The sequence below is a fragment of the Streptomyces sp. NPDC057445 genome (assembly GCF_042802855.1).
GTDB lineage: Bacteria > Actinomycetota > Actinomycetes > Streptomycetales > Streptomycetaceae > Streptomyces.
On record NZ_JBHVDH010000014.1, the window covers coordinates 13,262 to 35,239 of the forward strand.

The following is a 21,978-nucleotide window of genomic DNA, read 5'->3' on the forward strand; positions in this document are numbered from 1 at the left end:
GGAAGACGTTCGGACGGGAATGCGATGGGGACACGGCGGGGGCGCGGACAAGGATCCGTGGGCAGGCGCCGGCGGGCGTGGACCGTTGCCGGGTCGTACGGCGGTTCCGGCCCGGCGAGTCCTGTCAGCCGGTCGGCGCGCCGACGACCTTGCGGGCACTCAGATCCACGACCACGTCCCGGCTGTCGATCCACGGCCCGTTGGTGATCTTGGTGATGACTCGCACACAGCGGTGCACCCCGCAGGCGCCGAGCTGCTCGGGGATCCGGGCCTCCCGGTCCTTGCGGTAGACGTATCCGCTCAGCGTGAGCGGCTCCGTGGACGTCAGCGCGCTGCCGGTGGCGTCCTTGTAGTCCGCCTTCAGCCCCGAGCCGAGCGGGCTCGCCAGGATCAGCTCGGCGGCCTCCCGCAGCTCCTCGCGGTGCGGCGAGGGCTGAACGCCCTGCTGGGCAGCGCTCTGCTCGACCTTCCCCGTGGTGAGATCGACCGTCGATGTGACGAGCCGGTCGGTCCTGTAGTCGTAGTACGAGACGACGGCGCGGCGCGGCGCGGCGAGGCCCGCGTCGGACGGATCCGGTTCGGCCAGATCGGTGGTGAGATGCTGCGGGCCGCGCCCGCCTCGTGCGTCCCGGCCGTTGCGTGCGTCCGGAGCCGTCGCCAGCTGTTCGGCGCGTTTCAGCTCGTCGTCGGTGAGCGGGTCCCGGCCGACACCCTTCTCGCCCTCGTCCGCGGCCTCGGCCACGACTCCCGGATCAGGGGCCCCGGCCCCTTCGCCCTGGCCGTCCGCCCCTTGCCCCTGCGTGCCCTGGCCGGACGCCCGGGCCGCGGCGCGGCCACCCGGGCCGTCGTCCGCCCCTGCCGTGCCGGGCAGCGTGATTCCGATCATGGCGGCGGTGCCCGTCACCGCAATGGCCGTGCCTGCCAGCACCTTCCCCAGGTGCCGGCGCACCAGTTTGCGCACTTTTCCCCCCTATTACCAGTGGTCACCCGGTAGGACGGTCGTAAGTCCTAGGAGGTTGCCCTCCTTTCGGGCAGGATCTGGCCGAAGTGGTCCCCCGCACCCGGATCAGAAGTGGAAGAGTCTTATCTATGCAGGTCTGGCCGGGACAGGCGTATCCCCTCGGCGCCACATACGATGGCGCCGGCACCAACTTCGCGGTGCATTCGGAGGCCGCGAACAGAATCGAGCTGTGTCTGCTTCACGACGACGGCTCGGAAACGGCGGTGGAGCTCCGTGAGACGGACGCCTTCGTCCGCCATGCCTATCTGCCGGGTGTGATGCCCGGTCAGAGATACGGATTCAGGGTGCACGGCCCGTACGCGCCGGAGCGCGGACACCGGTGCAACTCGGCGAAGCTGCTCCTCGATCCCTACGCACGGGCGATGAGCGGCCGTATCGAGTGGGGGGAGGCGGTGTACGGCTACCACTTCGGCAGGCCGGACTCGCGCAACGACCTCGACTCCGCCCCGCACACCATGACCTCGGTCGTGGTCAATCCGTACTTCGACTGGGGCGACGACCGTCCGCCCCGGACCGACTACCACCGCACCGTCATCTACGAGGCCCATGTGAAGGGCCTGACGATGCTGCACCCGGCGCTCCCGGAGGAGCTGCGCGGGACGTACGCGGGGCTCGCGCATCCCGCGGTGATCTCCCATCTCACCGAACTGGGTGTGACGGCGCTGGAGTTGATGCCGGTGCACCAGTTCGTCAACGACCACAGGCTGATGGACGCGGGCCTCGACAACTACTGGGGCTACAACACGATCGGGTTCTTCGCCCCGCACAACCGCTACGCCTCCTGGGGCGACCGCGGCCAGCAGGTCCTGGAGTTCAAGTCCGCCGTCCGGGCGCTGCACCAGGCGGGCATCGAGGTCATCCTCGACGTCGTGTACAACCACACCGCCGAGGGCAACCACCTGGGCCCCACGCTTTCCTTCCGGGGCCTGGACAATGTCTCGTACTACCGGCTGACCGAGGACCGCCGGTACTACATGGACACCACGGGCACGGGCAATTCCCTGCTGATGCGCTCTCCGCACGTGCTCCAGCTGATCATGGACTCGTTGCGCTACTGGGTCACGGAGATGCACGTCGACGGCTTCCGCTTCGATCTCGCGGCGACGCTGGCACGCCAGTTCCACGAGGTGGACCGGCTGTCGTCCTTCTTCGATCTCGTCCAGCAGGACCCGGTGGTCAGCCAGGTGAAGCTGATCGCCGAGCCCTGGGACGTCGGCGAGGGCGGCTACCAGGTCGGCAACTTCCCCCCGCTGTGGACCGAGTGGAACGGCATGTACCGCGACACCGTGCGGGACCTGTGGCGGGGCGAGCCGCGTACCCTCGCCGAGTTCGCCTCCCGGCTGACCGGCTCTTCGGACCTGTACCAGGACGACGGACGGCGTCCGCTCGCCTCGGTCAACTTCGTGACCTGCCACGACGGGTTCACGCTGCGCGATCTGGTCTCGTACAACGAGAAGCGCAACGAGGCCAACGGGGAGGGCAACCGGGACGGCGAGAGCCACAACCGGTCGTGGAACTGCGGGGCGGAGGGCGACACCGACGACCCCGAGGTGGTGGAGCTCAGGGGCCGTCAGATGCGCAACTTCATCGCGACGCTGATGCTGTCCCAGGGCGTGCCGATGCTCAGCCACGGCGACGAGTTCGGCCGCACCCAGCAGGGCAACAACAACGCCTACTGCCAGGACAACGAGCTGTCCTGGGTGCACTGGCCGTCGTCGACAGAGGAGGAACAGGGCTCGCTGCTGGCCTTCACCAGGGCCATGGTGTGGCTGCGCCGCGACCACCAGGTGTTCCGGCGCAGGCGCTTCTTTCACGGCCGGCCGGTGGAGGGCACGCACGACGAGCTCTCCGACATCGCCTGGTTCACCCCGGAGGGCGAGGAGATGACACAGCGGGACTGGCAGGCCGCCCACGCCAAGGCCCTCACAGCCTTTCTGAACGGGCACGCGATCTCGGAGCCGGGCCCGCGGGGCGAGCGGATCTCGGACGACTCGTTCCTGATGATGTTCAACGCGAGCGCGGAGGAGCTGGAGTTCTCCGTGCCGGTCAATCACGGCAGGCAGTGGCAGGTGGTGGTGGACACGGCACGGCCCGACGGGGTGCCGCCGGGCCAGGGTCCCAAGGTGGCGGCCGGAGAGCGGGTGACGATGATCGGGCGGAGCCTGGTGGTGCTGCGGAGGCCGGCGTAGCGGCCGGGTGCGATCGTTCGGGGCGTTCGTCGTATCAGGTGAACGTGGAGCGTCCGCTGCCTGTCGGAGCACGACGCGATGACACAGATGCCCTCGATGCGGGTACGTACGTTCGCATGACGCCCACCGCCACCTACCGGCTGCAGCTCCAGCCGGACTTCCCGTTCCGGGCCGCCGAGGCAGCGGTGCCGTACCTCGCCGGCCTCGGGATCTCCCATCTGCATCTGTCACCGGTACTGGAGGCCGTGCCGGGTTCGGCGCACGGTTACGACATCGTCGACCACGCGCGTGTCCGGGCCGAGCTCGGCGGGGAGGAAGGCCTGCGGTCGCTCTCCCGAACGGCGCGGCAGCACGGGCTCGGGCTCGTCCTCGACATCGTCCCCAACCACATGGCCGCCGTGCCCCGCCACAACCAGGCGCTGTGGGAGGTGCTGAGGGAGGGCCCCGCGTCGCCGTACGCGCACTGGTTCGACATCGACTGGGACGCGGGCAGCGGCAAGGTCCTGATGCCCGTGCTGGGCGGACGGCTGGGCGACGAACTCGGCGCGCTCCGGGTGGACGGTCGGGTCCTGCACTACGGCGACCACACGTTCCCGCTGCGCGAGGGCACCGAGGAGCTGCCCCTGGCGGAGCTGCTGGACGCCCAGTGGTACCGCCTCGGCTGGTGGCGACTGGCCCGTACCGAGCTCAACTACCGCCGTTTCTTCACCATTTCGGAGCTGATCGGGGTGCGGGTGGAGGACCCGGAGGTCTTCGCGGCCACCCATGCCAAGATCCTGGAGCTGGTTCGCGACGGAGTCGTCGAGGGGCTGCGGATCGACCATCCCGACGGCCTCGCCGACCCCGAGGAGTACCTGCACCGGCTGGGCGAGGCCACCGGCGGCTGCTGGACCGTCGTGGAGAAGATCCTCAGCCGGGAAGAGCGGCTGCCGCCCTCCTGGCCGGTCGCCGGAACGACCGGCTACGACGCGCTGCACCGGATCGACGGGCTCTTCACCGACCCCGTGGGCGCCGAGGAGCTGCTCCGCGCGTACCGCGACTTCGCGTCACCCGGCGGGGACCGGGGCGGCTACTGGGGGGCGACGGTGCGGCGCGCCGCGTACAAGGTGGTGACGCATGAACTGGCCGCGGAGACCGAGGCACTGGCCCGCCTGGCCGAACAGGTGTGCGCGGCCGGTCCGGCGCTGCGCGATCACGCGCCCTGGGCGCTGCGCACGGCGATCCGGGAGCTGCTGGTACGGGTACCCGTCTACCGGCCGTACCGCACCGGGGGCGAAACGGTCCTCACCGAGGACGCGGCGCAACGCGCGAAGGCGGCCTTCGCCGTGGCCGAGGAGGCGCAGGCGGTCGACGTGATCCGGGACCTGGCGCTCGGCCTCGGGGGCGAGCGACTCGGCGACGGCCCGGCGCAGCGGGCCTTCCGGGCCCGCTTCGCCCAGACGTCGTCGGCGCTGCGGGCCAAGTCCGTCGAGGACACGGCGTTCTACCGCTACGCGCCGCTGCTCTCGGCGAACGAGGTCGGCGGGGATCCCGGGTGCCCGGCGGTGAGTCCTGAGGAGTTCCACGAGTACTGCGCGCGGCTCGCGCGGGACTGGCCGTCGACGGGCACCGTGCTGTCCACGCACGACACCAAACGCAGCGCGGACGTCCGGGCCAGGATCGCGGTGCTGTCCCAGTGCCCCGAGCGGTGGGAGCGGGTGCTGACCGGGCCGGCGTGGGTGTCGGCGCCGGACCCCCATCTGGCGTGGGTGGCGTGGCAGACGGCCTTCGGCTTCGGATTCCCGCAGCCGGAACGGATCGGGCCCGCGCTGCTCAAGTCCGTGAGGGAGGCGGGCCTGCACACCAGCTGGACGGAACCGGACGCCGCGTACGAGCGGGCGGTGGACGAGTTCGTGGAAGCGGGGCCCGCGGGGCCGCCCATGTACACGCTGGCGCTGTTCGGCCGCGAACTCGACGAGTACGTAAGGGCCAACCTGCTCGGAGCGGCGCTGGTGCATCTGACGATGCCCGGGGTGCCCGACCTGTACCAGGGCACCGAGGGTGAGTATCTCGCCCTGGTCGACCCTGACAACCGTCAGCCGTTCCGGGAGGGACGGCCGGACGAGAAGACCGCTCTCACACGGGTGGCGCTGCTGCTGCGCCTTCGGCGGCCCGGGGTGTTCGGCGAGTCGGGCTCGTACGCCCCGCTGGAGGCGTCGGGACCGGCGGCGGGGCACTGCCTGGCGTTCTGCCGTTCGGGCGAGGTGGTCACGGCGGTGACCCGGCTCTCGCTGCGGCTGGACGAGCAGGGCGGCTGGGGGGAGACGTCGCTGGCACTGCCGGACGGCCGGTGGGCCGATCTGCTCGCCCCGGGGCGGGAGTTCCAGGGCGGCCCGGTGTCCCTGGCGGAGCTGTTCGCCGACCGTCCCGTGGCTCTGCTGGAGCGGGTGGCGGGGTAGGGCGTGCCGCCGGACCAGACCGGTTCGGCGGGCGGGGTCCGGCGCGTGCGGATGCAGGGCGGAGGTGGGCGTCCCCCGCCGAAGGCAGGGGGAGAAGTCGGCGCGCGGGGCGCCACCCGTGCCCGGAGGGCCACGGGAGGAGTCGGCGACCGACGGCAACGATGCGGCTGTGCGTGCCGGGCACGCGAGCCCGGCAGGATCCGGAACACCCGCCCTCGGCCCGGGGCGGCGTCCCGGTGGCCGCGCGGCAGGCGGTCCGCACCGGCCCGGTCGGCGGGGGCCTGCGGTCAGACGGCCGGATGCCCGGCGACCGCCGCCCCGCCACCGGCCCGGTCGGCGGGCAAACGGCCCTTGGGCTGCTGTGGTTCGGGCTGTACGGGTACGGCCGGCAGGTGGCGCTGCACCGGTGCGGACATCGAGACGGTGAGCGGCTCGCCGTGGTGGAGGATCTCCAGCGGGTCCCCCTCCACCAGGGTGTAGCGGGCCGCGGACGCGCGGATGTCCACCCGAAGCCGGCGTCCCCGCACCAGGATGGTGAACTTCAGCCCGGAGAGATGCTCGGGCAGCCGGGGGGCGAACCCGAGCCGGCCGCCCGCACCGCCCGGGCCGCCCTCGCCGTCGTGGTGGCGCATTCCGCCGAACCCGAGCACCAGGGCCATCCAGGTGCCCGCGAGGGACGCGATGTGCAGCCCGTCGCGGGTGTTGTGCTCCAGGTTGTCCAGATCCATCAGTGCCGCCTCGCCCAGATAGGCCCAGGCCAGCCGCAGGTGGCCGGTCTCGGCGGCCATGACGGCCTGGCAGCACGCCGAGAGCGAGGAGTCCCGCACGGTCAGCGGCTCGTAGTAGGCGAAGTTGCGGGACTTCTCCTCGGCCGTGAACGCCTGCGGGCAGGTCAGCATGGCGAGGACCATGTCGGCCTGTTTCACGACCTGCTTGCGGTAGAGGTCGAAGTAGGGGAAGTGCAGCAGCAGCGGGTACTGATCCGGTGAGGTGGCGTCGAAGTCCCAGTGCTGGAAGCCGGTGAACCCGGCCGACTGCTCGTGCACGCCGAGCGCCTCGTTGTACGGCACGGCGATCCGGGCCGCGGCGTCCCGCCAGGCGGCGGTCTCCTCGTCGTCGACGCCCAGTTCCTCCGCCCGTTCGGCGTAGCGGGACGCGGCCTCCGCGGCGGCCTCGAGGTTCCGCCGCGCCATCAGGTTCGTGTACAGGTTGTCGCGGGCGATGGCGCTGTACTCGTCGGGGCCCGTGACGCCGTCGATGTGGAAGGTGCCCTCCGGGTCGTGGTGGCCGAGCGAGTGCCACAGCCGCGCGGTGTGCACCAGCAGTTCCAGCCCCGGTCCCTGCTCGAAGACCTCGTCCCCGGTGGCTGCCACGTAGCGCACCACGGCGTCGGCGATGTCGGCGTTGACATGGAAGGCCGCCGTGCCCGCCGGCCAGTAGGCCGAGCACTCCGCGCCGCTGATCGTCCGCCACGGGAACGCCGCTCCGGACAGCCCCAGTTGATGGGCGCGGTCCCTCGCCGCGGGCAGCGTGGCATGCCGCCAGCGCAGGACCGCCGCGACGGACCGGGGGGCGGTGAAGGTGAGCACCGGGAGGACGAAGGACTCGACGTCCCAGAAGGAGTGCCCGTCGTAGCCCGTTCCCGTCAGGCCCTTGGCGGGGATCGCACGCTGCTCGCCCCTCGCCGCCGCCTGGAGCACATGGAAGAGGGCGAACCGTACGGCCTGCTGGATCTCCGCGTCACCCTCGACCTCGACGTCCGCGCAGGACCAGAAGTGGTCCAGATAGGCGCGCTGCTCGGCGAGCAGCCCCTCCCAGCCGGTGCTGCGGGCGGCGGCGACCGCGGCTTCGACCTGGTCGTGGACGGCAGGCAGCGACCGCTCTGCGGACCATCCGTACCCCACGAACTTCACCAGCCGGAGCCGCTCCCCGGGGGCCAGGGCGGCGGTGACCGTGAGCCTGCTGACATCCGGCTCGCTCTCGGCCGTCCACGACGTGCCTTCTGGGCCCTCGACGATGTGGTCGGCCGCCGCCGCGACCCGCTGGCCGCTCCTCCTGGTGCAGTGCACCAGGCGCAGCCGCGTGTCCTGGGCGAAGTCCTCCTCCGGCTCCAGCGGGGAGTCGATCGCCGCCGCCACCCGCGGGTCGCCCACGTCGTACGGCATCTGCTCGTTCGCGACCAGTTCGGACTGGACGGCCACGGTGGCCTCTCCGTCCAGCGGCTCGACCTCGTACGCGATCGCGGCGATGGCCCGCTGGGTGAACGACACCAGCCGGCTCGAGGTGATGCGCACGGTGCGGCCGGCCGGGGAGATCCACTCCGCGGTCCGGCGCAGGACTCCCGTACGGAAGTCCAGCACCCGCTCGTGTGCCGTCAGTTCGCCGTACCGGAGGTCGTAGGGGTGGTCGTCCACCAACAGCCGGATGATCTTCCCGTCGGTGACGTTGATCATCGTCTGGCCGGACTCCGGATAGCCGTAGCCCGCCTCCGCGTACGGCAGCGGATGGAGTTCGTGGACGCCGTTGAGGTACGAGCCGGGCAGCCCGTGCGGTTCGCCCTCGTCGACGTTGCCCCGCCACCCGATATGGCCGTTGGCCAACGCGAACACCGACTCGCTCTGGGCGAGGACGTCGAGGTTCAGCTCGGTCTCGCGCAGACACCACGGCTCGACCACATAGCTGGGATGGGTGATCATCGTGACTCCAGCAGTTCGGCGAGGTCCTTCACGACGACGTCGGCGCCGTGCCGGCGCAGCTCCGCGGCCTGCCCGGTCCTGTCGACGCCCACGACGATGCCGAATCCGCCTGCCCGGCCCGCCTCCACCCCGGCCAGGGCGTCCTCGAACACCGCCGCTGCACCCGGCTCGGCCCCCAGGGCACGGGCCGCGGCCAGATAGGTGTCCGGCGCGGGCTTGCCCCTCAGCTTCTGCTCATGGGTGACGATTCCGTCGATGCGTTCCTCGAAGAGGTCCTCGATCCCGGCAGCAGCCAGCACATCACGGCAGTTGGCGCTCGACGAGACGACGGCGCGCCGCAGACCCGCGTCCCTGGCGGCACGCACATAGGCCACCGATCCCTCGTACGCCTCCACGCCCTCCTCCCGGATCTTGCGGAGCACCAGGTCGTTCTTGCGGGTGCCGAGGCCCTGGACCGTCTCCGCGTCCGGCCCGTCGTCGGGCGAGCCGTCGGGCAGCCGGATGTCCCGCGCGGCGAGGAAGGTGCGGACCCCGTCCTCGCGGGGGCGGCCGTCCACGTACTCGTCGTAGTCGCGCACGGCGTCGAACGGCACGAAGGGCACGCCCTCGCGCTCGGCACGCCCGCGCAGATAGGAGTCGAACATCTCCTTCCACGCGGCCGCATGCACCTTCGCGGTGCGGGTGAGGACGCCGTCGAGGTCGAACAGGCAGGTGCGTACATGATCCGGAAGACCCAGCATGCCGTCGAGGCTAGAAGGGCGCGACGTCCCCCGGGGGCGGCAGTTGCCGGCCGCCGCGCCACGCGTAGCCCGTGGGGATGACGCCAGGTGTGCCATCCGGAGCAGCCGCGCCGCGGCACCGGGGCACGGCCCGGCGGGCACGGCGCGGACGGACCGCACCGGTTGCGGGTCAGCGGCGGTCGGGCAGACTCCAGCGGTACGGAGCGATGAGCCGGTCGATCGACTCGGGGCCCCAGGAGCCCGGGGTGTACGGCTCGACCGGCGGCGGGTCCGCCAGCAGCGGGGCGGATGCCTCCCACAGACGCTCGATCCCGTCGGAGCGGGTGAACAGGGACTGGTCGCCCAGCATCGCGTCCAGGATGAGGCGTTCGTATCCCTCGAGCGCGTACATCGAGTTGAAGGAGTCGCCGTAGTCGAAGACCATCCCGGCCTCCTCCAGACGCATGGCAGGGCCGGGCTCCTTCACCAGGAAGCGGGCGGCGATCCGGCCGGGGTCGGCGAAATCGATCACCAGCTCGTTGTTCCGGATCCCTTCCGAGCCGCCCTGCACGGGCAGCGGGAACATGCGCAGGGCCGGTTCCCGGAATCCGAGCGTCACGACGTGCCGTCCCTCTCCGAGCGACTTGCCCGAGCGCAGGAAGAAGGGCACACCGGCCCACCGCCAGTTGTCCAGTTCGACGCGCAGCGCGATGAACGTCTCGGTGTCCGACCGGGGATCGACGCCCGGCTCGTCGCGATACCCCTCGTACTGGCCACGGACGACCTGCGCCGGGTCCAGGGGACGCATGGACTCGAAGACCTTTCCCTTCTCGTCCCGCAGCGACTTCGCCGTGAGTACGGCCGGGGGCTCCATCGCCATGAACCCCATGAGCTGGAAGAGGTGAGTGACGATCATGTCCCGGAAGGTGCCGGTGCCTTCGAAGAACTGGGCACGGCCCTCGATCCCGATCTTCTCCGGCACGTCGATCTGCACATGGCTGATGTGGTCGCGGTTCCAGACGGGCTCGAAGAAACCGTTGGCGAACCGGAGGGCGAGGATGTTGTCGACGGACTCCTTGCCGAGGAAGTGGTCGATGCGGAAGATCCGGGACTCGTCGAAGACGGAGTGGATCGTCGCATTGAGGGCCCGGGCCGAGGGGAGATCCGTGCCGAAGGGCTTCTCCACGATGACGCGGGCGTTCTCGGCGAGACCGGTCGCGCCCAGCATCTCGATCACGGAGGCGAAGGCCTTGGGCGGAACGGCGAGGTGGAACAGCCGGCGGGGTCTGCCACCGACGGCCTGCTCTGCCTTCCGTACGGCAGAAAGGAGCGGCTCGGGGTCGTCGGGGTCGGCCGCGCCGAACGTCAGCGCGTCCTCGAACTCCTGCCACTCCGGGCCTTCCGGCTTCGATCTGCCGAATTCGGCGACCGCCTCCCGGGCCCGTTTGCGGAAGTCGTCGTCGCTGAGCGCGGCCTGGGACGGCGCCGAGCCGACGATCCGGTAGCGGGCCGGCAGCAGCCCGGCCTTGGCGAGATGGAAGAGTCCCGGCAGGAGCTTGCGCCGGGCGAGGTCACCGGTCGCACCGAACAGCACGATGACGTGGTCCTCGGGGACCGGACCACTGCTTCCTGACCCGGGGCCGCTGGTCATGGTTCACCGCGCCTTCTCGGCGTGACCGCCGAATTCGCCGCGCATCGCGGACAGCACCTTGTCCCTGAACTCGCCCAGCCCGCGCGATTCGTACCGCTCGTTGAGCGCGGCGCTGATGACGGGCGCGGGCACGCTCTCCTCCACGGCCGCGACCACCGTCCACCGGCCCTCTCCGGAGTCGGAGACCCGGCCGGCGAAATCGTCGAGTTCGGGCGAGCGGGCCAGCGCGTCGGCCACGAGGTCGACCAGCCAGGAGCCGACGACGGAGCCGCGGCGCCACACCTCCGCGACCTCGGCCACGTCGATCTCGTACTGGTAGGCCTCGGGTTCCCGCAGCGGGGCGGTCTCGGCGTCGACGGAGCGCGAACGCAGGCCCGCGTCCGCGTGCTTGATGATGCCGAGCCCCTCGGAGATGGCGGCCATCATCCCGTACTCGACCCCGTTGTGGACCATCTTCACGAAGTGGCCGGAGCCGCTCGGGCCGCAGTGCAGATAGCCCTGGGGTGCGGTCCCGTCGGTCCGGGTCCTGCCGGGGGTGGGTTCCGCGTCCCCGGTGCCCGGGGCGATGGTGCGGAAGACGGGGTCCAGCCGGGCCACCGCCTCTTCCTCGCCGCCGATCATCAGGCAGTAGCCCCGCTCCAGGCCCCAGACACCGCCCGAGGTCCCGCAGTCGACGTAGTGGATCCCCCGCGGAGCGAGCTGCTTCGCCCGGGTGATGTCGTCCCGGTAGTACGAGTTGCCGCCGTCGACGACGGTGTCACCGGCGTCGAGCAGGGCGGCCAGCTGGTCCAGTGTCGGCTGCACCACGCCGGCGGGGAGCATCAGCCAGACGTTTCTGGGCTTCTCCAGCTTGTCGACCAGGTCGTGGAGGGAGGAGGCCGCGGTCGCCCCCTCCTTCTCCAGCTCCTGTACGGCCTCACGGTCGAGGTCGTAGACGACACAGCGATGGCCGTCACGCATCAGCCGGCGCACGAGATTGGCGCCCATCCGGCCGAGCCCGATCATGCCGAGCTGCATGGGTGTGTCAGTGGTCATGGCCGACTTCCCGTTCTTCAGAGCGCGGTGGTGACGGATGACTGCGTTGACGGATGAGCCGTGGCCGGGCTCCGGCTTTCGGGCGGTGCCGTCATGTCCTCGCCCCCTGCCGCGACCGCACCAGCTCCCGTGCGACCTCGGCCACGCGCTGCGAGGTGAATCCGAACTTCGTGAGCAGCTGCTTCAGGGGCGCCGACGCGCCATAGGTGTGCATGCCGACGACAGTCCCGTGGTCGCCCACGTACCGGTCCCAGCCGAAGGTCGACGCCTGCTCGATGCCGACCCGCGCGGTCACGGCGGGCGGGAGGACCTGGTCGCGGTACTCCCGCGGCTGACGGTCGAACAGTTCCCAGCACGGCATGCTGACCACCCGGGCCCCGATGCCCTCCGCGTCGAGTTCGTCACGTGCGGCCAGCGCCAGGGACACCTCGGATCCGGTGGCGAGCAGGATCACCTGCGGCTCGCCGGAGGGCGCGTCGGCCAGGACATAGGCGCCGAGGGCGACACCCGACGCAGGGGCGAGCTGTGACCGGTCGAGTGTGGGCAGGGCCTGGCGGGAGAGGACCAGTGCCGCGGGCTCGTGGCGCAGAGCGCCGACCACCCGCCAGGTCTCCACGACCTCTCCCGCGTCGCCGGGCCGGAAGACGAGCAGTCCCGGCATCGCGCGCAGGCCTGCGAGCTGTTCGACGGGCTGGTGGGTGGGTCCGTCCTCGCCGACCCCGATGGAGTCGTGGGTGAAGACGTGGACGGACGGGATCTCCATCAGCGCGGACAGCCGGATGGCGGCCTTGGCGTAGTCGGAGAAGATGAGGAAGCCCGACCAGTACGGCCGCAGTTTGGTCAGGGCCATGCCGTTGACGACAGCTGCCGAGGCGTGCTCCCGGACGCCGAGGTGGAGGTTGCGTCCGGACGGGCTGTAGGGCTGGAAGTCACCCGCGCCGGGGAACGTGAGCCGGGTCTTGGTCGACGGCGCGAGGTCTGCGGAGCCGCCGATGACCCAGGGCACGCTCTGCGCGAGGGCGTTCAGCACCTGGCCCGAGGAGTCCCTGGTGGCCAGTCCCTTGGGGTCGGGAGGGAAGTCGGGGAGCTTGCTGTCCCAGTCGTCGGGGAGTTCACGGCGCTGCATGCGCTCCAGCTCGTCGGCGAGTTCGGGCCAGGCCGCACGGTAGGCGTCGAACCGCTTCTCCCAGGCCGTGCGCAGCCCTGCGCCCCGGGCACCGATGCCTTGGTCGAACCACTCGTGGATGCCTTCGGGAATCCAGAACTCCTGGTCCTCGGGTATGCCGAGGAAGCGCTTGGCCGCCCGCACACCGTCCTCGCCGAGCGGCGACCCGTGGGCCTTGGGCGAGTCCTCGACGGGGGATCCGTAGCCGATGTGGCTGTGCACCAGGATCAGGGTCGGGCGCTCGCTCTCGGTCCGGAAGGTGTGGAACGCGCGCGTGATGGCGTCGAGGTCGTTGGCATCCGCGACGGTGGTCACGTTCCAGCCGTACGCGAGGAAACGCGCGGCGACGTCCTCGGTGAAGGTGATGCTGGTGTGGCCCTCGATCGTGACGCGGTTGGAGTCGTAGATCCAGCACAGGCGGGACAGCTGGTGGTGTCCGGCGAGCGAGGCGGCCTCGGAGGCGACGCCCTCCATCATGCAGCCGTCCCCGGCGAGCGCGTACACGTCGAAGTCGAAGAGCGGGAAGCCGTCCTGGTTGTACCGTGCGGCGAGCCATCTGCCCGCCATCGCCATTCCGACGGAGTTGGCCACCCCCTGGCCCAGCGGCCCGGTCGTGGCCTCGACACCGCTCGTCCAGCGGTACTCGGGGTGGCCTGGGCAGCGGGAGCCGAGCTGGCGGAACGACTTCAGGTCGTCGAGCGTCACCGCCGGGCGTCCCAGGATCTCGTAGTCCGGGTCGACGGCACGGACCCCGGTCAGATGCAGCAGCGACCACAGCAGCGTCGAGGCGTGTCCCTCGGAGAGGACGAAGCGGTCGCGGTTGGGCCAGATCGGGTCCTGGGGATCGAACCGCAGGAACCGCTGCCAGAGCGTGTACGCGACGGGTGCGATCCCCATGGGCGTGCCCGGGTGGCCGGACTGGGCCTTCTGGACGGCGTCCATGCACAGCCCGCGGATGGTGTTCACCGCCAGTGTGTCCAGGTCGGTCATGAGCAATTCCCCGATCTCGTCGGGCCGGGCCGGGCCGGTGGGCGTCGCTCCAGGCGGACGGTGCGTACCGGCGACCCGCAGCCCGGCGCTCCGTAGGTTCCGTGGCTCCGCGATCCTGCTCGCAGCGTGCCCGGCACACCGGGCGCGCTGCCTCACCCGCCGGGGGTGAAAGGCGTCAGGTGTGCGGCACGACGGCCACGGGGCACGGCGCGTGGTGGATCACGGCGTGGGTGACCGACCCGATGTGCGCGCCCGACGCCGACCGGCGCCTGCCGACGACCACGAGTCCCGCGTCCGACGCGGCCTCGACCAGGTGGCTGCCCGCCCGTCCGGGGGCGGCCTCCTCCGACACCTTCACCCCGGGAAACCTGTCCCGGTAGGGGCGCACCGCTTCCGAGAGCGCCGACTCCTTCTCCGCCTCCGTCCCCCGGTCGGCCTCACCGCCGCCGGAGGCCGCCGTGTGGTGGTGGACGGCCGGGAAGCGCCAGCTGTGCACGATGTGCAACGGGGCGGAGTGCCGTGCCGCGAAGTCGAACGCGAACTCGAGCAGCTCGTCCTGCACATCGCGTACGTCCAGACCGAGGACCACCTTGCGCCGGCCCTCACCGCCCGGAGCGCCGCCCGCACCCGCGCCGGCCGCGTCCTCGCCGTAGCCCGGCCGCACCAGCACCACCGGGTGCTTCGCCGCCCCCACGACCTCCTGCCCCACCGAGCCGACGAGGAAGCCCCCGACACCGCCGAGCCCGTGTGACCCCATGACCAGCAGCTCCGCGTCGGAGGCCGCGGCCACCAGCACCCTGGCAGGGGCGTCCTCGACCTCCTCCAGCGTCGTTTCGACGTCCGGCCGGCGCGCGCGGACGCGCTGCTCCGTCGCACCCAGCAGGCTCTGCTCCCGGCCGGTCCGTGTGTCACGCGTCGGCTTCACGGCAGCGAGCTGGTGTTCCTGCCACTGCGAGGCGTTCACCAGCCGCAGGCCGGTCCCGCGCGCCGCGGCTTCGTCCACGGCCCAGTCCAAAGCCGCCAGGCTCTCGTCGGAGCCGTCCACTCCCACAGCGATGGGTCGGGACATGCTGCTCTCCTTGCCTCGGGCTCTTGGCGGAGAAGCCGTCACGAGGGGGTCGCGGGCAACCGCGCAAGAGGGCACCTGATCAAGAAATCTACCCATTGGCCACAGAGGGCGCGATTCAGGGCGTGACGGACAGTGAATCCCCCTGTCCGCACCCGCCGGGCACCGGCGGCGCGTCCCGGACACGGCCGGGGTACGCCCGCCATGGCCGCGGCCGGGTCGGGCGTCCCGCGCGGCCATGACTCCCTCAGCAGCCCGCCGAACTCCTCGGCCACGCCGGTCAGGGCGACGGTGCATGTGCACGGCCAGGGCGGAATCGTGAAGGTCGTCGCCCTGGAGGCCGCGGGCAGGTCCTCGGCGTCCGTCCGGTCGGTCCGAACGTCTCGGAGACGAACGCCAGAGCCGGGCGATCGTCAGGTCGGGACGCCGGGCCGTCCGATGGGGCACGGCGCGTCCGCGCTCACCCGACGCCGCCGGAGGCGGTCGGAGGCGGTCGGAGGCGGTCGGAGGCGGTCGGCGAGGCTTTCCCTGTCCCTGGCCGGCCGGGCACTGCACCAGCAGGGGTGAGCGCGGGGAGGGTGCCGCGGGCCGCACCGGCCGCGGGACGCGTTCGCCCGGCAGGGCCGTCGCCGCGGGCAGGATCGGGCGATCCGCTGTTCCCCGTGAGCCGACGGGGGCTGTCCCCACCACCGGGGGCACGGGAACTCAGCGTGCGTCGAGCCGGAAGCTCATCCGGCCGAAGCCGACCATGTCGCCCGCCTGGACCACGACCGCGCCCGTCACCCGGCGGCCGTTGACCGTGGTGCCGTTCGTGGAGCCGAGGTCGCGCAGCACCCACAGCCCGCCGCGCAGGGTGAGTTCGGCGTGCACCCGCGAGACCGTCTCATGGCTGAGCCGCAGCCCGTTGGCCGGGTCCCGTCCGATGCGCAGAGGGTACGGACCGGGCTCGGGCAGCAGCAGCGGAGGCAGCTTCTCGGCCTGCCAGGCACGGCTGAGCCGCACGGAGAACGCCGAGATCCTGCCGACCACGCCGAACAGCTTCTTCGACAGCCGCCCTTCGGCCCGCAGGTCGGCGGTCAGGGCCCGCAGTTCGTCGGGCCTGCGTGCGGACAGGGCGAGTTCCATGCGCCGTACGAACGTGTCGTGCGACAGCCTGCCCTGGACGGCGCCCTCTCTGAGCAGTCCCAGGGCACGATCCCGCTCGGCGTCGGAGAGCCGCGCGGGATACGTCTGGAACTCGAAGGAGGACGTCACATTCGCGATTGTCGGGCCGAGTGCCCCGAGGTGTCCAGAAGGACCGGTGAAGATCACGAAGAACCGGTGCCGGTGTCCGTCGGCCGACTTCGGCGAACGGAGGCCGAAAAGGGGCTGGACGGCTCCGCCGGGTGCCGTCTAGCGTGATCACGACGCCCGTGACCGACGGAAGGAGGCGAGTGCAGTGCAGACCGCACGATTCCCGCGCTCCCGCCCCGTCCATCCGGCGTTCGCCGTCTGACCGGGAGCACATCGCAGACGTATCTTCCCGGAGGACTTCCTCATGACCGAACTGGTCATCCGCGCGCTCTCCTCGAGCGACGCACATCTCTTCGACGCCCTGCCCGACCCGCTCGGCGTGGGCAGCGCACTCGCCCGCACCACACACCGCGCCGACTGGAAGCGGGTCGCCCTGCGCGACGGCAAGGTCGTCGCACGGGCGGCCTGGTGGGGCGGGCCCGGCGACGCGGCCCCCGTCAATCTCAACTGGTTCGACGTGGCCGACGGCGAGGAGGAGGCCGGCGCCGAACTGCTGCGCACCTCGCCGTTCCAGGTCGGGTACGAGCTGATCCTGCCTCCCGGCTGGCGCGACGACCCGGTGTTCCGGGCCGCCGGTGAGTCACGCCTGAGTGCCGCGCGTGCGGCCGGGATGGAGGTGCTCGTGGAGCGCTTCCAGTACCGCTGGACCCAGGAGTGCGGACTGCCGGAACGGCCCGGGCGGCTGGAGTTCCGGCCGGAGCCCGACGACGCCGTCGTCCTGGACGTGCTGCGCCGTATCCACTCGGTCACGCTGGACGCGCACGCGCTGCGCGCCGTCGCCGAGGGCGGACTCGACCAGGCCGCGCGGGAGGAACTGGACTTCTTCCACTGGTGCCCGTCACCGCGCGAGTGGTGGCAGCTGGCGTACACGGCAGAGGGCGAGCTCGCCGGGATGCACATCCCGGCGCACAACCCGTCCGGCCCGTGCGTCGGCTTCATCGGTGTCGTGCCCGAGCAGCGCGGCCGCGGCTACGCGTACGACCTGCTCGCCGAGTGCACGCACTTCCTGGCGGGACAGGGCGCGGAGTTCATCGCGGGCGCCACCGACCAGGGCAACTTCCCGATGGCGGCGAACTTCACGAAGGCCGGTCATCCGGTGGTGCAGGAGCGTATCCACCTCGTGTGAATCGCGGACCCACCCGGTGTGGTCCGGACTCTTGATCAGGGCTCGGAGGTGTCCGTAGGCTCCGGGCACCTCCGAGCCCGCACCACCGAGCCGATGGCGAGCGGCCCATGACAACCGAAAAGCTGGACTCCGAGCCGCGGACGCGCGTCGGCGGCGGCTGGACATCCGGGCTCGTGCTGGTCGAACTCGGTCTGTTCATGGCATTTCTGACACCTATTCAGATTCTGCTCGCCGAACAGATGGAAGCCATCGATCCGTCGGGCAAGGAGATGTCGCTCGGCCTGACCACCGGCCTCGGTGCGCTCGTCGCCGTCTTCGCCAATCCGCTGGCGGGCGCCCTGTCGGACCGGACCGGCGGCCGTTTCGGCCGCCGTCACCCCTGGATCCTCGGCGGGGCGCTGGCCGGCGCGGCCGGGCTCGCGGTGACATCGGCGCAGACCACGGTCATCGGGGTGGCCCTGGGCTGGGGTCTGGCGCAGCTCGGGCTCAACGCGATGCTCGCCGGGGCCAACGCCGTCGTCCCCGATCAGGTGCCGGTGCGGCAGCGGGCCGCCGTCTCCGGCTGGATCGGGATACCGCAGACCCTGGGACTGGTGGTCGGCGCGCTGCTCGTGACGACGGTCGCGACGGACACGGCGGCCGGATATCTGCTGCTGGCGGCCCTGGTGGTGCTGTGCGCACTGCCGTTCGTCGTCCTCACCCGCGACCCTCAAGTGCCTCGCGAGGCACGGCGGGCGCCGGTGCGCGTCGCGGACTTCTGGGTGAGCCCGCGCGCGCATCCGGACTTCGGCTGGGCGTGGCTGACGCGGTTCCTGGTGATGCTCGGCAATGCCACCGGCACGCTCTATCTGCTGTACTTCCTCAAGGACGCGGTGCACTACGCGAATCCGGACGAGGGCGTACTGATCCTGACGTTGCTCTACACCGCGGGTGTCGTCGTGACGGCGGTCGCCGGCGGGGTGGTTTCGGACCGCTGGGGACGGCGCAGGGCGCTGGTCTCCGTGAGTTCGGTGGTGATGGCCGCCGCGGCGCTGCTGCTGGCCTTCTGGCACACCTGGCCGGTGGCGATGGGCGCGGCGCTGCTGATGGGCCTCGGCTTCGGGGCGTACCTGGCGGTGGACCAGGCACTGATCACCCAGGTGCTGCCGAGCGCCGGCGACCGGGCCAAGGACCTGGGAGTCATCAACATCGCCAACTCGGCGCCCCAGGTCCTCGGTCCGGCCCTCGCCGCGCCGATCGTGGCCTACGCGGGCGGGTACGCCGGGCTGTATCTGACGTCCACGCTCGTGACGGTCCTCGGCGGGATCCTGGTGTGGCGGATCAGGTCAGTGCCCTGAGGTCCGCTGCGCGCGGATGAACTCCCGGTACCAGGCGTACGACGCCTTCGGAGTGCGCTGCATCGTCTCGTAGTCGACATGGACCAGGCCGAAACGCTGCGATGCCCCTTCGACCCACTCGATGTTGTCGGTCAGCGACCAGACGAAGTAGCCGCGTACGTCGACCCCCGACTCGACCGCGCGGTGCAGGGCGCGCAGATGGCCGTCCAGGTACGCGATGCGGCGGGTGTCGTCGACGCCGTCGTACGAGCATCCGTTCTCCGTGATGTGCACGGGCGGGAGACGGTCGCCGTAACGCTCCTTGAGCGTGACGAGGACTTCGCGCAGGCCGTCGGGGACGACGGGCCAGCCGAAGTGGGTACGTTCGGCTCCCTCGATGTCCCTGAGGCCGAAGGGAAGTCCGGCGGGCATGCCGAGCCCGGCGTACGACTGCAGGGCGTCAGGCGCCGGCGCGCCGACGAGCATGGGGCTGTAGTAGTTGACGCCGTACCAGTCGAGGGGCTGGGAGATCACCGAGAGGTCGTCGGTGACCGGCCCCGGCATGAGGCCGTCGAAGCCTTCGGGATAGCTGCCGGTGAGCAGCGGGTCGGCGAACAGCCAGTTGGTGAGGGTGTCGTAGATCTCGGCGCCCGCACGGTCCTCTTCGGTGTCGCCTGCCGTGCGGACGGGCGAGTGGGAGACCGCCAGGCCGATGTTGCCGGCCCCCGCGGCACGCAGGGCCTGGACGGCGAGACCGTGGGCGAGCAGCTGGTGGTGGGCCGCGGGCAGGGCGTCGAAGAGGAGCTGCTTTCCGGGGGCGTGCTCGCCGAGCGCGTAGCCGAGCATGGTGACTTCGGCCGGTTCGTTGATGGTGATCCACATGGGTACGCGGTCGGCGAGGCGTCCGGCGACGACGGCGGCGTACTCGGCGAAGCGCGCGGCGGTGTCGCGGTTGAGCCAGCCGCCCTGCTCCTCGAGGGGCAGGGGGGTGTCCCAGTGGTAGAGGGTCGGGGCGGGCGTGATGCCGTGGGCGCAGAGTTCGTCGACGAGGCGGTCGTAGAAGCCGAGTCCCACGGAGTTGACGGGGCCGCTGCCGCCCGGGACCACCCGGGGCCAGCTGATGGAGAAGCGGAAGGCTCCGGCGCCGAGCCCGGCGAGCAGGGCCACGTCCTCGGGGAAGCGCTCGTGGAAACCGGTGCCGCGGGCGGCGTCCGCGCCGTCCTTGATACGCCCGGGCTGCGCCGCGAAGGCGTCCCAGCCGGAGGGCCCCTTGCCGTCGGTGTCCGCGGCGCCTTCGGTCTGGAAGGCGGACGCGGACGCTCCCCACAGGAAGTCCGGCGGGAAGGTGGGCAGCTGCGTCGGTGAGGGTACGGGGGGCGGTGTCATGGCCGGGACCCTAGTACCGGCGAGTAGCCCGCCTCCAGACCCCGGACTTGCCAGGATGGGTGGGAGTGCCACCGATACGGACCGAACGGACCGACACGACAGGGGAATCGCCAGTGCTGTTCGAGGTGTGGGCGCCGAACGCCGAGGACCGGGTCGCGCTGTGGCTGGAGGGTGAGCAGCACGCGATGGAGCGCGACGCCGCGCGGCAGGGGTGGTGGACGGCCGAGGCTCCGGCGCGGGACGGTACTCGCTACGGCTTTCTGCTGGACGGCGGTCCGCTGCTGCCCGATCCGCGCTCACGCCGTCAGCCGGAGGGCCCGGACGGCCCGAGCGCGGTGGTCGCGCCGGACACCCATGTCTGGCGTACCGACGACTGGCAGGGGCGGGGGCTCGCGGGCGCGGTCCTGTACGAGCTGCACGTCGGCACGTACACGCCCGAGGGCACGCTGGACGCCGCCGCCGGGCGACTGGGCGAGCTGGTGGAGCTGGGCATCACCCATGTGGAACTGCTGCCCGTGTGTCCGTTCCCCGGGACCCATGGGTGGGGGTACGAGGGGGTCTCGCCGTGGGCCGTGCACGAGCCGTACGGAGGCCCCGGGGCGCTCAAGCGATTTGTCGACACGGCACACTCGCTCGGTCTCGGTGTGATCCTTGATGTCGTCCACAACCATCTGGGTCCTTCGGGCAACCACCTCCCCGTCTTCGGCCCGTACTTCACCGACACCCATCACACGCCCTGGGGCTCCGCGGTCAACCTCGACGCGCCCGGCTCGGACGAGGTGCGCGCGTATCTGGTGGGCAGCGCGCTGGCCTGGCTCCGCGACTACCGCATGGACGGTCTGCGCCTGGACGCGGTCCACGCACTCGCCGACAGCCGCGCGCTGACGTTCCTCGAGGAACTGTCGGCAGCGGTGGACGACTTCGCGGCGGACGTACGCCGTCCGCTGTTCCTGATCGCCGAGTCGGACCTGTGCGATCCGCGGACGACCCGCCCGCGCGAGGAGGGCGGTCTCGGGCTGCACGCGCAGTGGAACGACGACTTCCACCATGCCCTGCACACCACCCTGACCGGCGAATCACAGGGCTATTACGGGGACTTCGGGCGCGCCCCGCTCGCCGCGCTCGCGAAGACGCTGGGCCATGTCTTCTTCCACGACGGTACGTACTCGACGTTCCGCGGCCGCACCCATGGGCGACCGGTCGATCTCGCGCGCACACCGGCGCACCGTTTCGTCGGCTACGCCCAGACCCATGACCAGATCGGCAACCGCGCCCTCGGCGACCGCCTCTCGGCACTGCTCTCCCCCGGCCTGCTGGCGTGCGCGGCGGCGCTGGTGCTGACGGGGCCCTTCACCCCGATGCTGTTCATGGGCGAGGAGTGGGGCGCCCGTACGCCGTGGCAGTTCTTCACCGACCACACCGATCCCGACCTCGCGGAGGCCGTCAGGCAGGGCCGGCGGCGGGAGTTCGCCGGATACGGCTGGGCGGCGAAGGACATCCCAGACCCGCAGGACCCGGCCACCCGGGAGCGCTCCTGCCTGGACCGGTCGGAGCGCGAACGCGAGCCCCATGCCCGGCTGCTGGCCTGGCACCGCCGGCTCATCGCCCTGCGCCGCACCGAGCCGGACCTCTCCGACCCGGACCTCGCCGCGGTGCGTGTCGCGTACGACGAGGAGGCGCGCTGGTTCGTCTTCCGGCGCGGCGACATCCGGGTGGTGGTCAACCTGGCGGAGGACGCCGCCGCGATCCCGCTGGGCGGCGGCGGCCGGGTGCTCGCGGCGTGGGACGCGGTGCGGGCACCCGGGGCGGACGGGGTACTGGAGCTGCCTGGCGAGTCCTGCGTGGTGCTCGCGGACGGGTGACGGGCGTGATGCCCGCCGACACGTG

General features: G+C 71.5%; 14 protein-coding genes. 5 read left to right on the forward strand and 9 right to left on the reverse strand.

The window, feature by feature from the left end; all coding sequences use genetic code 11:
• Positions 1–124 precede the first annotated feature (124 nt).
• Complete coding sequence (locus ACFU5O_RS25430) at positions 125–961, reverse strand: Tat pathway signal sequence domain protein (protein WP_384244114.1); 837 nt, start codon at positions 959–961, stop codon at positions 125–127.
• A 128-nt stretch (positions 962–1,089) separates the two neighbouring features.
• On the opposite strand from ACFU5O_RS25430, the gene glgX reads away from it, so the two are divergent.
• Both glgX and treY read left to right on the forward strand, forming a co-directional pair.
• Positions 1,090–3,210, forward strand: a complete 2,121-nt coding sequence (gene glgX, locus ACFU5O_RS25435) for a glycogen debranching protein GlgX (protein ID WP_384244115.1) — start codon at positions 1,090–1,092, stop codon at positions 3,208–3,210.
• A gap of 116 nt (positions 3,211–3,326) precedes the next feature.
• The gene (gene treY, locus ACFU5O_RS25440; RefSeq protein WP_384244117.1) at positions 3,327–5,648 is read left to right on the forward strand and encodes a malto-oligosyltrehalose synthase; all 2,322 of its coding nucleotides are present in this window, start codon (positions 3,327–3,329) and stop codon (positions 5,646–5,648) included.
• 287 nt (positions 5,649–5,935) lie between these two features.
• Here treY and ACFU5O_RS25445 read toward each other — a convergent pair whose 3' ends face one another.
• The 7 genes from ACFU5O_RS25445 to ACFU5O_RS25475 form a co-directional block, all read right to left on the reverse strand.
• Positions 5,936–8,344 (reverse strand): glycoside hydrolase family 65 protein, encoded by a 2,409-nt coding sequence (locus ACFU5O_RS25445; RefSeq protein ID WP_384244118.1) that lies wholly within the window; start codon positions 8,342–8,344, stop codon positions 5,936–5,938.
• Entirely contained in the window at positions 8,341–9,084 is a 744-nt protein-coding gene (locus ACFU5O_RS25450; RefSeq protein WP_384244119.1) for an HAD family hydrolase, read from the reverse strand. The genes ACFU5O_RS25445 and ACFU5O_RS25450 overlap by 4 nt, the downstream gene beginning before the upstream one ends.
• A 169-nt stretch (positions 9,085–9,253) precedes the next feature.
• Complete coding sequence (gene zwf, locus ACFU5O_RS25455) at positions 9,254–10,714, reverse strand: glucose-6-phosphate dehydrogenase (RefSeq protein WP_384244121.1); 1,461 nt, start codon at positions 10,712–10,714, stop codon at positions 9,254–9,256.
• Between the two features lie 3 nt (positions 10,715–10,717).
• Positions 10,718–11,749 (reverse strand): phosphogluconate dehydrogenase (NAD(+)-dependent, decarboxylating), encoded by a 1,032-nt coding sequence (gnd, locus tag ACFU5O_RS25460; protein ID WP_384244122.1) that lies wholly within the window; start codon positions 11,747–11,749, stop codon positions 10,718–10,720.
• Positions 11,750–11,840: 91 nt separating this feature from the next.
• The gene (gene tkt / locus ACFU5O_RS25465; protein WP_384244123.1) at positions 11,841–13,904 is read right to left on the reverse strand and encodes a transketolase; all 2,064 of its coding nucleotides are present in this window, start codon (positions 13,902–13,904) and stop codon (positions 11,841–11,843) included.
• Between the two features lie 175 nt (positions 13,905–14,079).
• Positions 14,080–14,973 carry a universal stress protein gene (locus ACFU5O_RS25470; RefSeq protein WP_384244124.1) on the reverse strand — a complete coding sequence of 298 codons (894 nt, stop codon included), beginning with the start codon at positions 14,971–14,973 and terminating at the stop codon, positions 14,080–14,082.
• 702 nt (positions 14,974–15,675) lie between these two features.
• Positions 15,676–16,224 carry a DUF1707 and FHA domain-containing protein gene (locus tag ACFU5O_RS25475; RefSeq protein ID WP_384244125.1) on the reverse strand — a complete coding sequence of 183 codons (549 nt, stop codon included), beginning with the start codon at positions 16,222–16,224 and terminating at the stop codon, positions 15,676–15,678.
• Between the two features lie 283 nt (positions 16,225–16,507).
• On the opposite strand from ACFU5O_RS25475, the gene ACFU5O_RS25480 reads away from it, so the two are divergent.
• On the forward strand, positions 16,508–17,389 hold the full coding sequence (locus tag ACFU5O_RS25480) for a GNAT family N-acetyltransferase (protein ID WP_384244126.1): 882 nt from the start codon (positions 16,508–16,510) through the stop codon (positions 17,387–17,389).
• 107 nt (positions 17,390–17,496) lie between these two features.
• On the forward strand, positions 17,497–18,726 hold the full coding sequence (locus ACFU5O_RS25485; RefSeq protein ID WP_384244127.1) for an MFS transporter: 1,230 nt from the start codon (positions 17,497–17,499) through the stop codon (positions 18,724–18,726).
• Here the strand turns inward: ACFU5O_RS25485 and ACFU5O_RS25490 are convergent.
• Positions 18,715–20,091 carry a GH1 family beta-glucosidase gene (locus ACFU5O_RS25490; RefSeq protein WP_384244128.1) on the reverse strand — a complete coding sequence of 459 codons (1,377 nt, stop codon included), beginning with the start codon at positions 20,089–20,091 and terminating at the stop codon, positions 18,715–18,717. The two genes, ACFU5O_RS25485 and ACFU5O_RS25490, sit on opposite strands and share 12 nt — an antisense overlap.
• 113 nt (positions 20,092–20,204) lie before the next feature.
• Between ACFU5O_RS25490 and treZ the strand changes: the two genes are divergently transcribed.
• On the forward strand, positions 20,205–21,953 hold the full coding sequence (gene treZ, locus ACFU5O_RS25495; RefSeq protein ID WP_384244129.1) for a malto-oligosyltrehalose trehalohydrolase: 1,749 nt from the start codon (positions 20,205–20,207) through the stop codon (positions 21,951–21,953).
• Positions 21,954–21,978 lie beyond the last annotated feature (25 nt).

What these genes read in the sequence shown, in the direction of transcription:
- glgX (WP_384244115.1), top strand. Translation starts at nt 1,090, where the DNA reads ATGCAGGTCTGGCCGGGACAGGCGTATCCCCTCGGCGCCACATACGAT.
- treY (WP_384244117.1), top strand. Translation starts at nt 3,327, where the DNA reads ATGACGCCCACCGCCACCTACCGGCTGCAGCTCCAGCCGGACTTCCCG.
- ACFU5O_RS25445 (WP_384244118.1), bottom strand. Translation starts at nt 8,344, where the DNA reads ATGATCACCCATCCCAGCTATGTGGTCGAGCCGTGGTGTCTGCGCGAG.
- ACFU5O_RS25450 (WP_384244119.1), bottom strand. Translation starts at nt 9,084, where the DNA reads ATGCTGGGTCTTCCGGATCATGTACGCACCTGCCTGTTCGACCTCGAC.
- zwf (WP_384244121.1), bottom strand. Translation starts at nt 10,714, where the DNA reads ATGACCAGCGGCCCCGGGTCAGGAAGCAGTGGTCCGGTCCCCGAGGAC.
- gnd (WP_384244122.1), bottom strand. Translation starts at nt 11,749, where the DNA reads ATGACCACTGACACACCCATGCAGCTCGGCATGATCGGGCTCGGCCGG.
- tkt (WP_384244123.1), bottom strand. Translation starts at nt 13,904, where the DNA reads ATGACCGACCTGGACACACTGGCGGTGAACACCATCCGCGGGCTGTGC.
- ACFU5O_RS25470 (WP_384244124.1), bottom strand. Translation starts at nt 14,973, where the DNA reads ATGTCCCGACCCATCGCTGTGGGAGTGGACGGCTCCGACGAGAGCCTG.
- ACFU5O_RS25480 (WP_384244126.1), top strand. Translation starts at nt 16,508, where the DNA reads ATGACCGAACTGGTCATCCGCGCGCTCTCCTCGAGCGACGCACATCTC.
- ACFU5O_RS25485 (WP_384244127.1), top strand. Translation starts at nt 17,497, where the DNA reads ATGACAACCGAAAAGCTGGACTCCGAGCCGCGGACGCGCGTCGGCGGC.
- ACFU5O_RS25490 (WP_384244128.1), bottom strand. Translation starts at nt 20,091, where the DNA reads ATGACACCGCCCCCCGTACCCTCACCGACGCAGCTGCCCACCTTCCCG.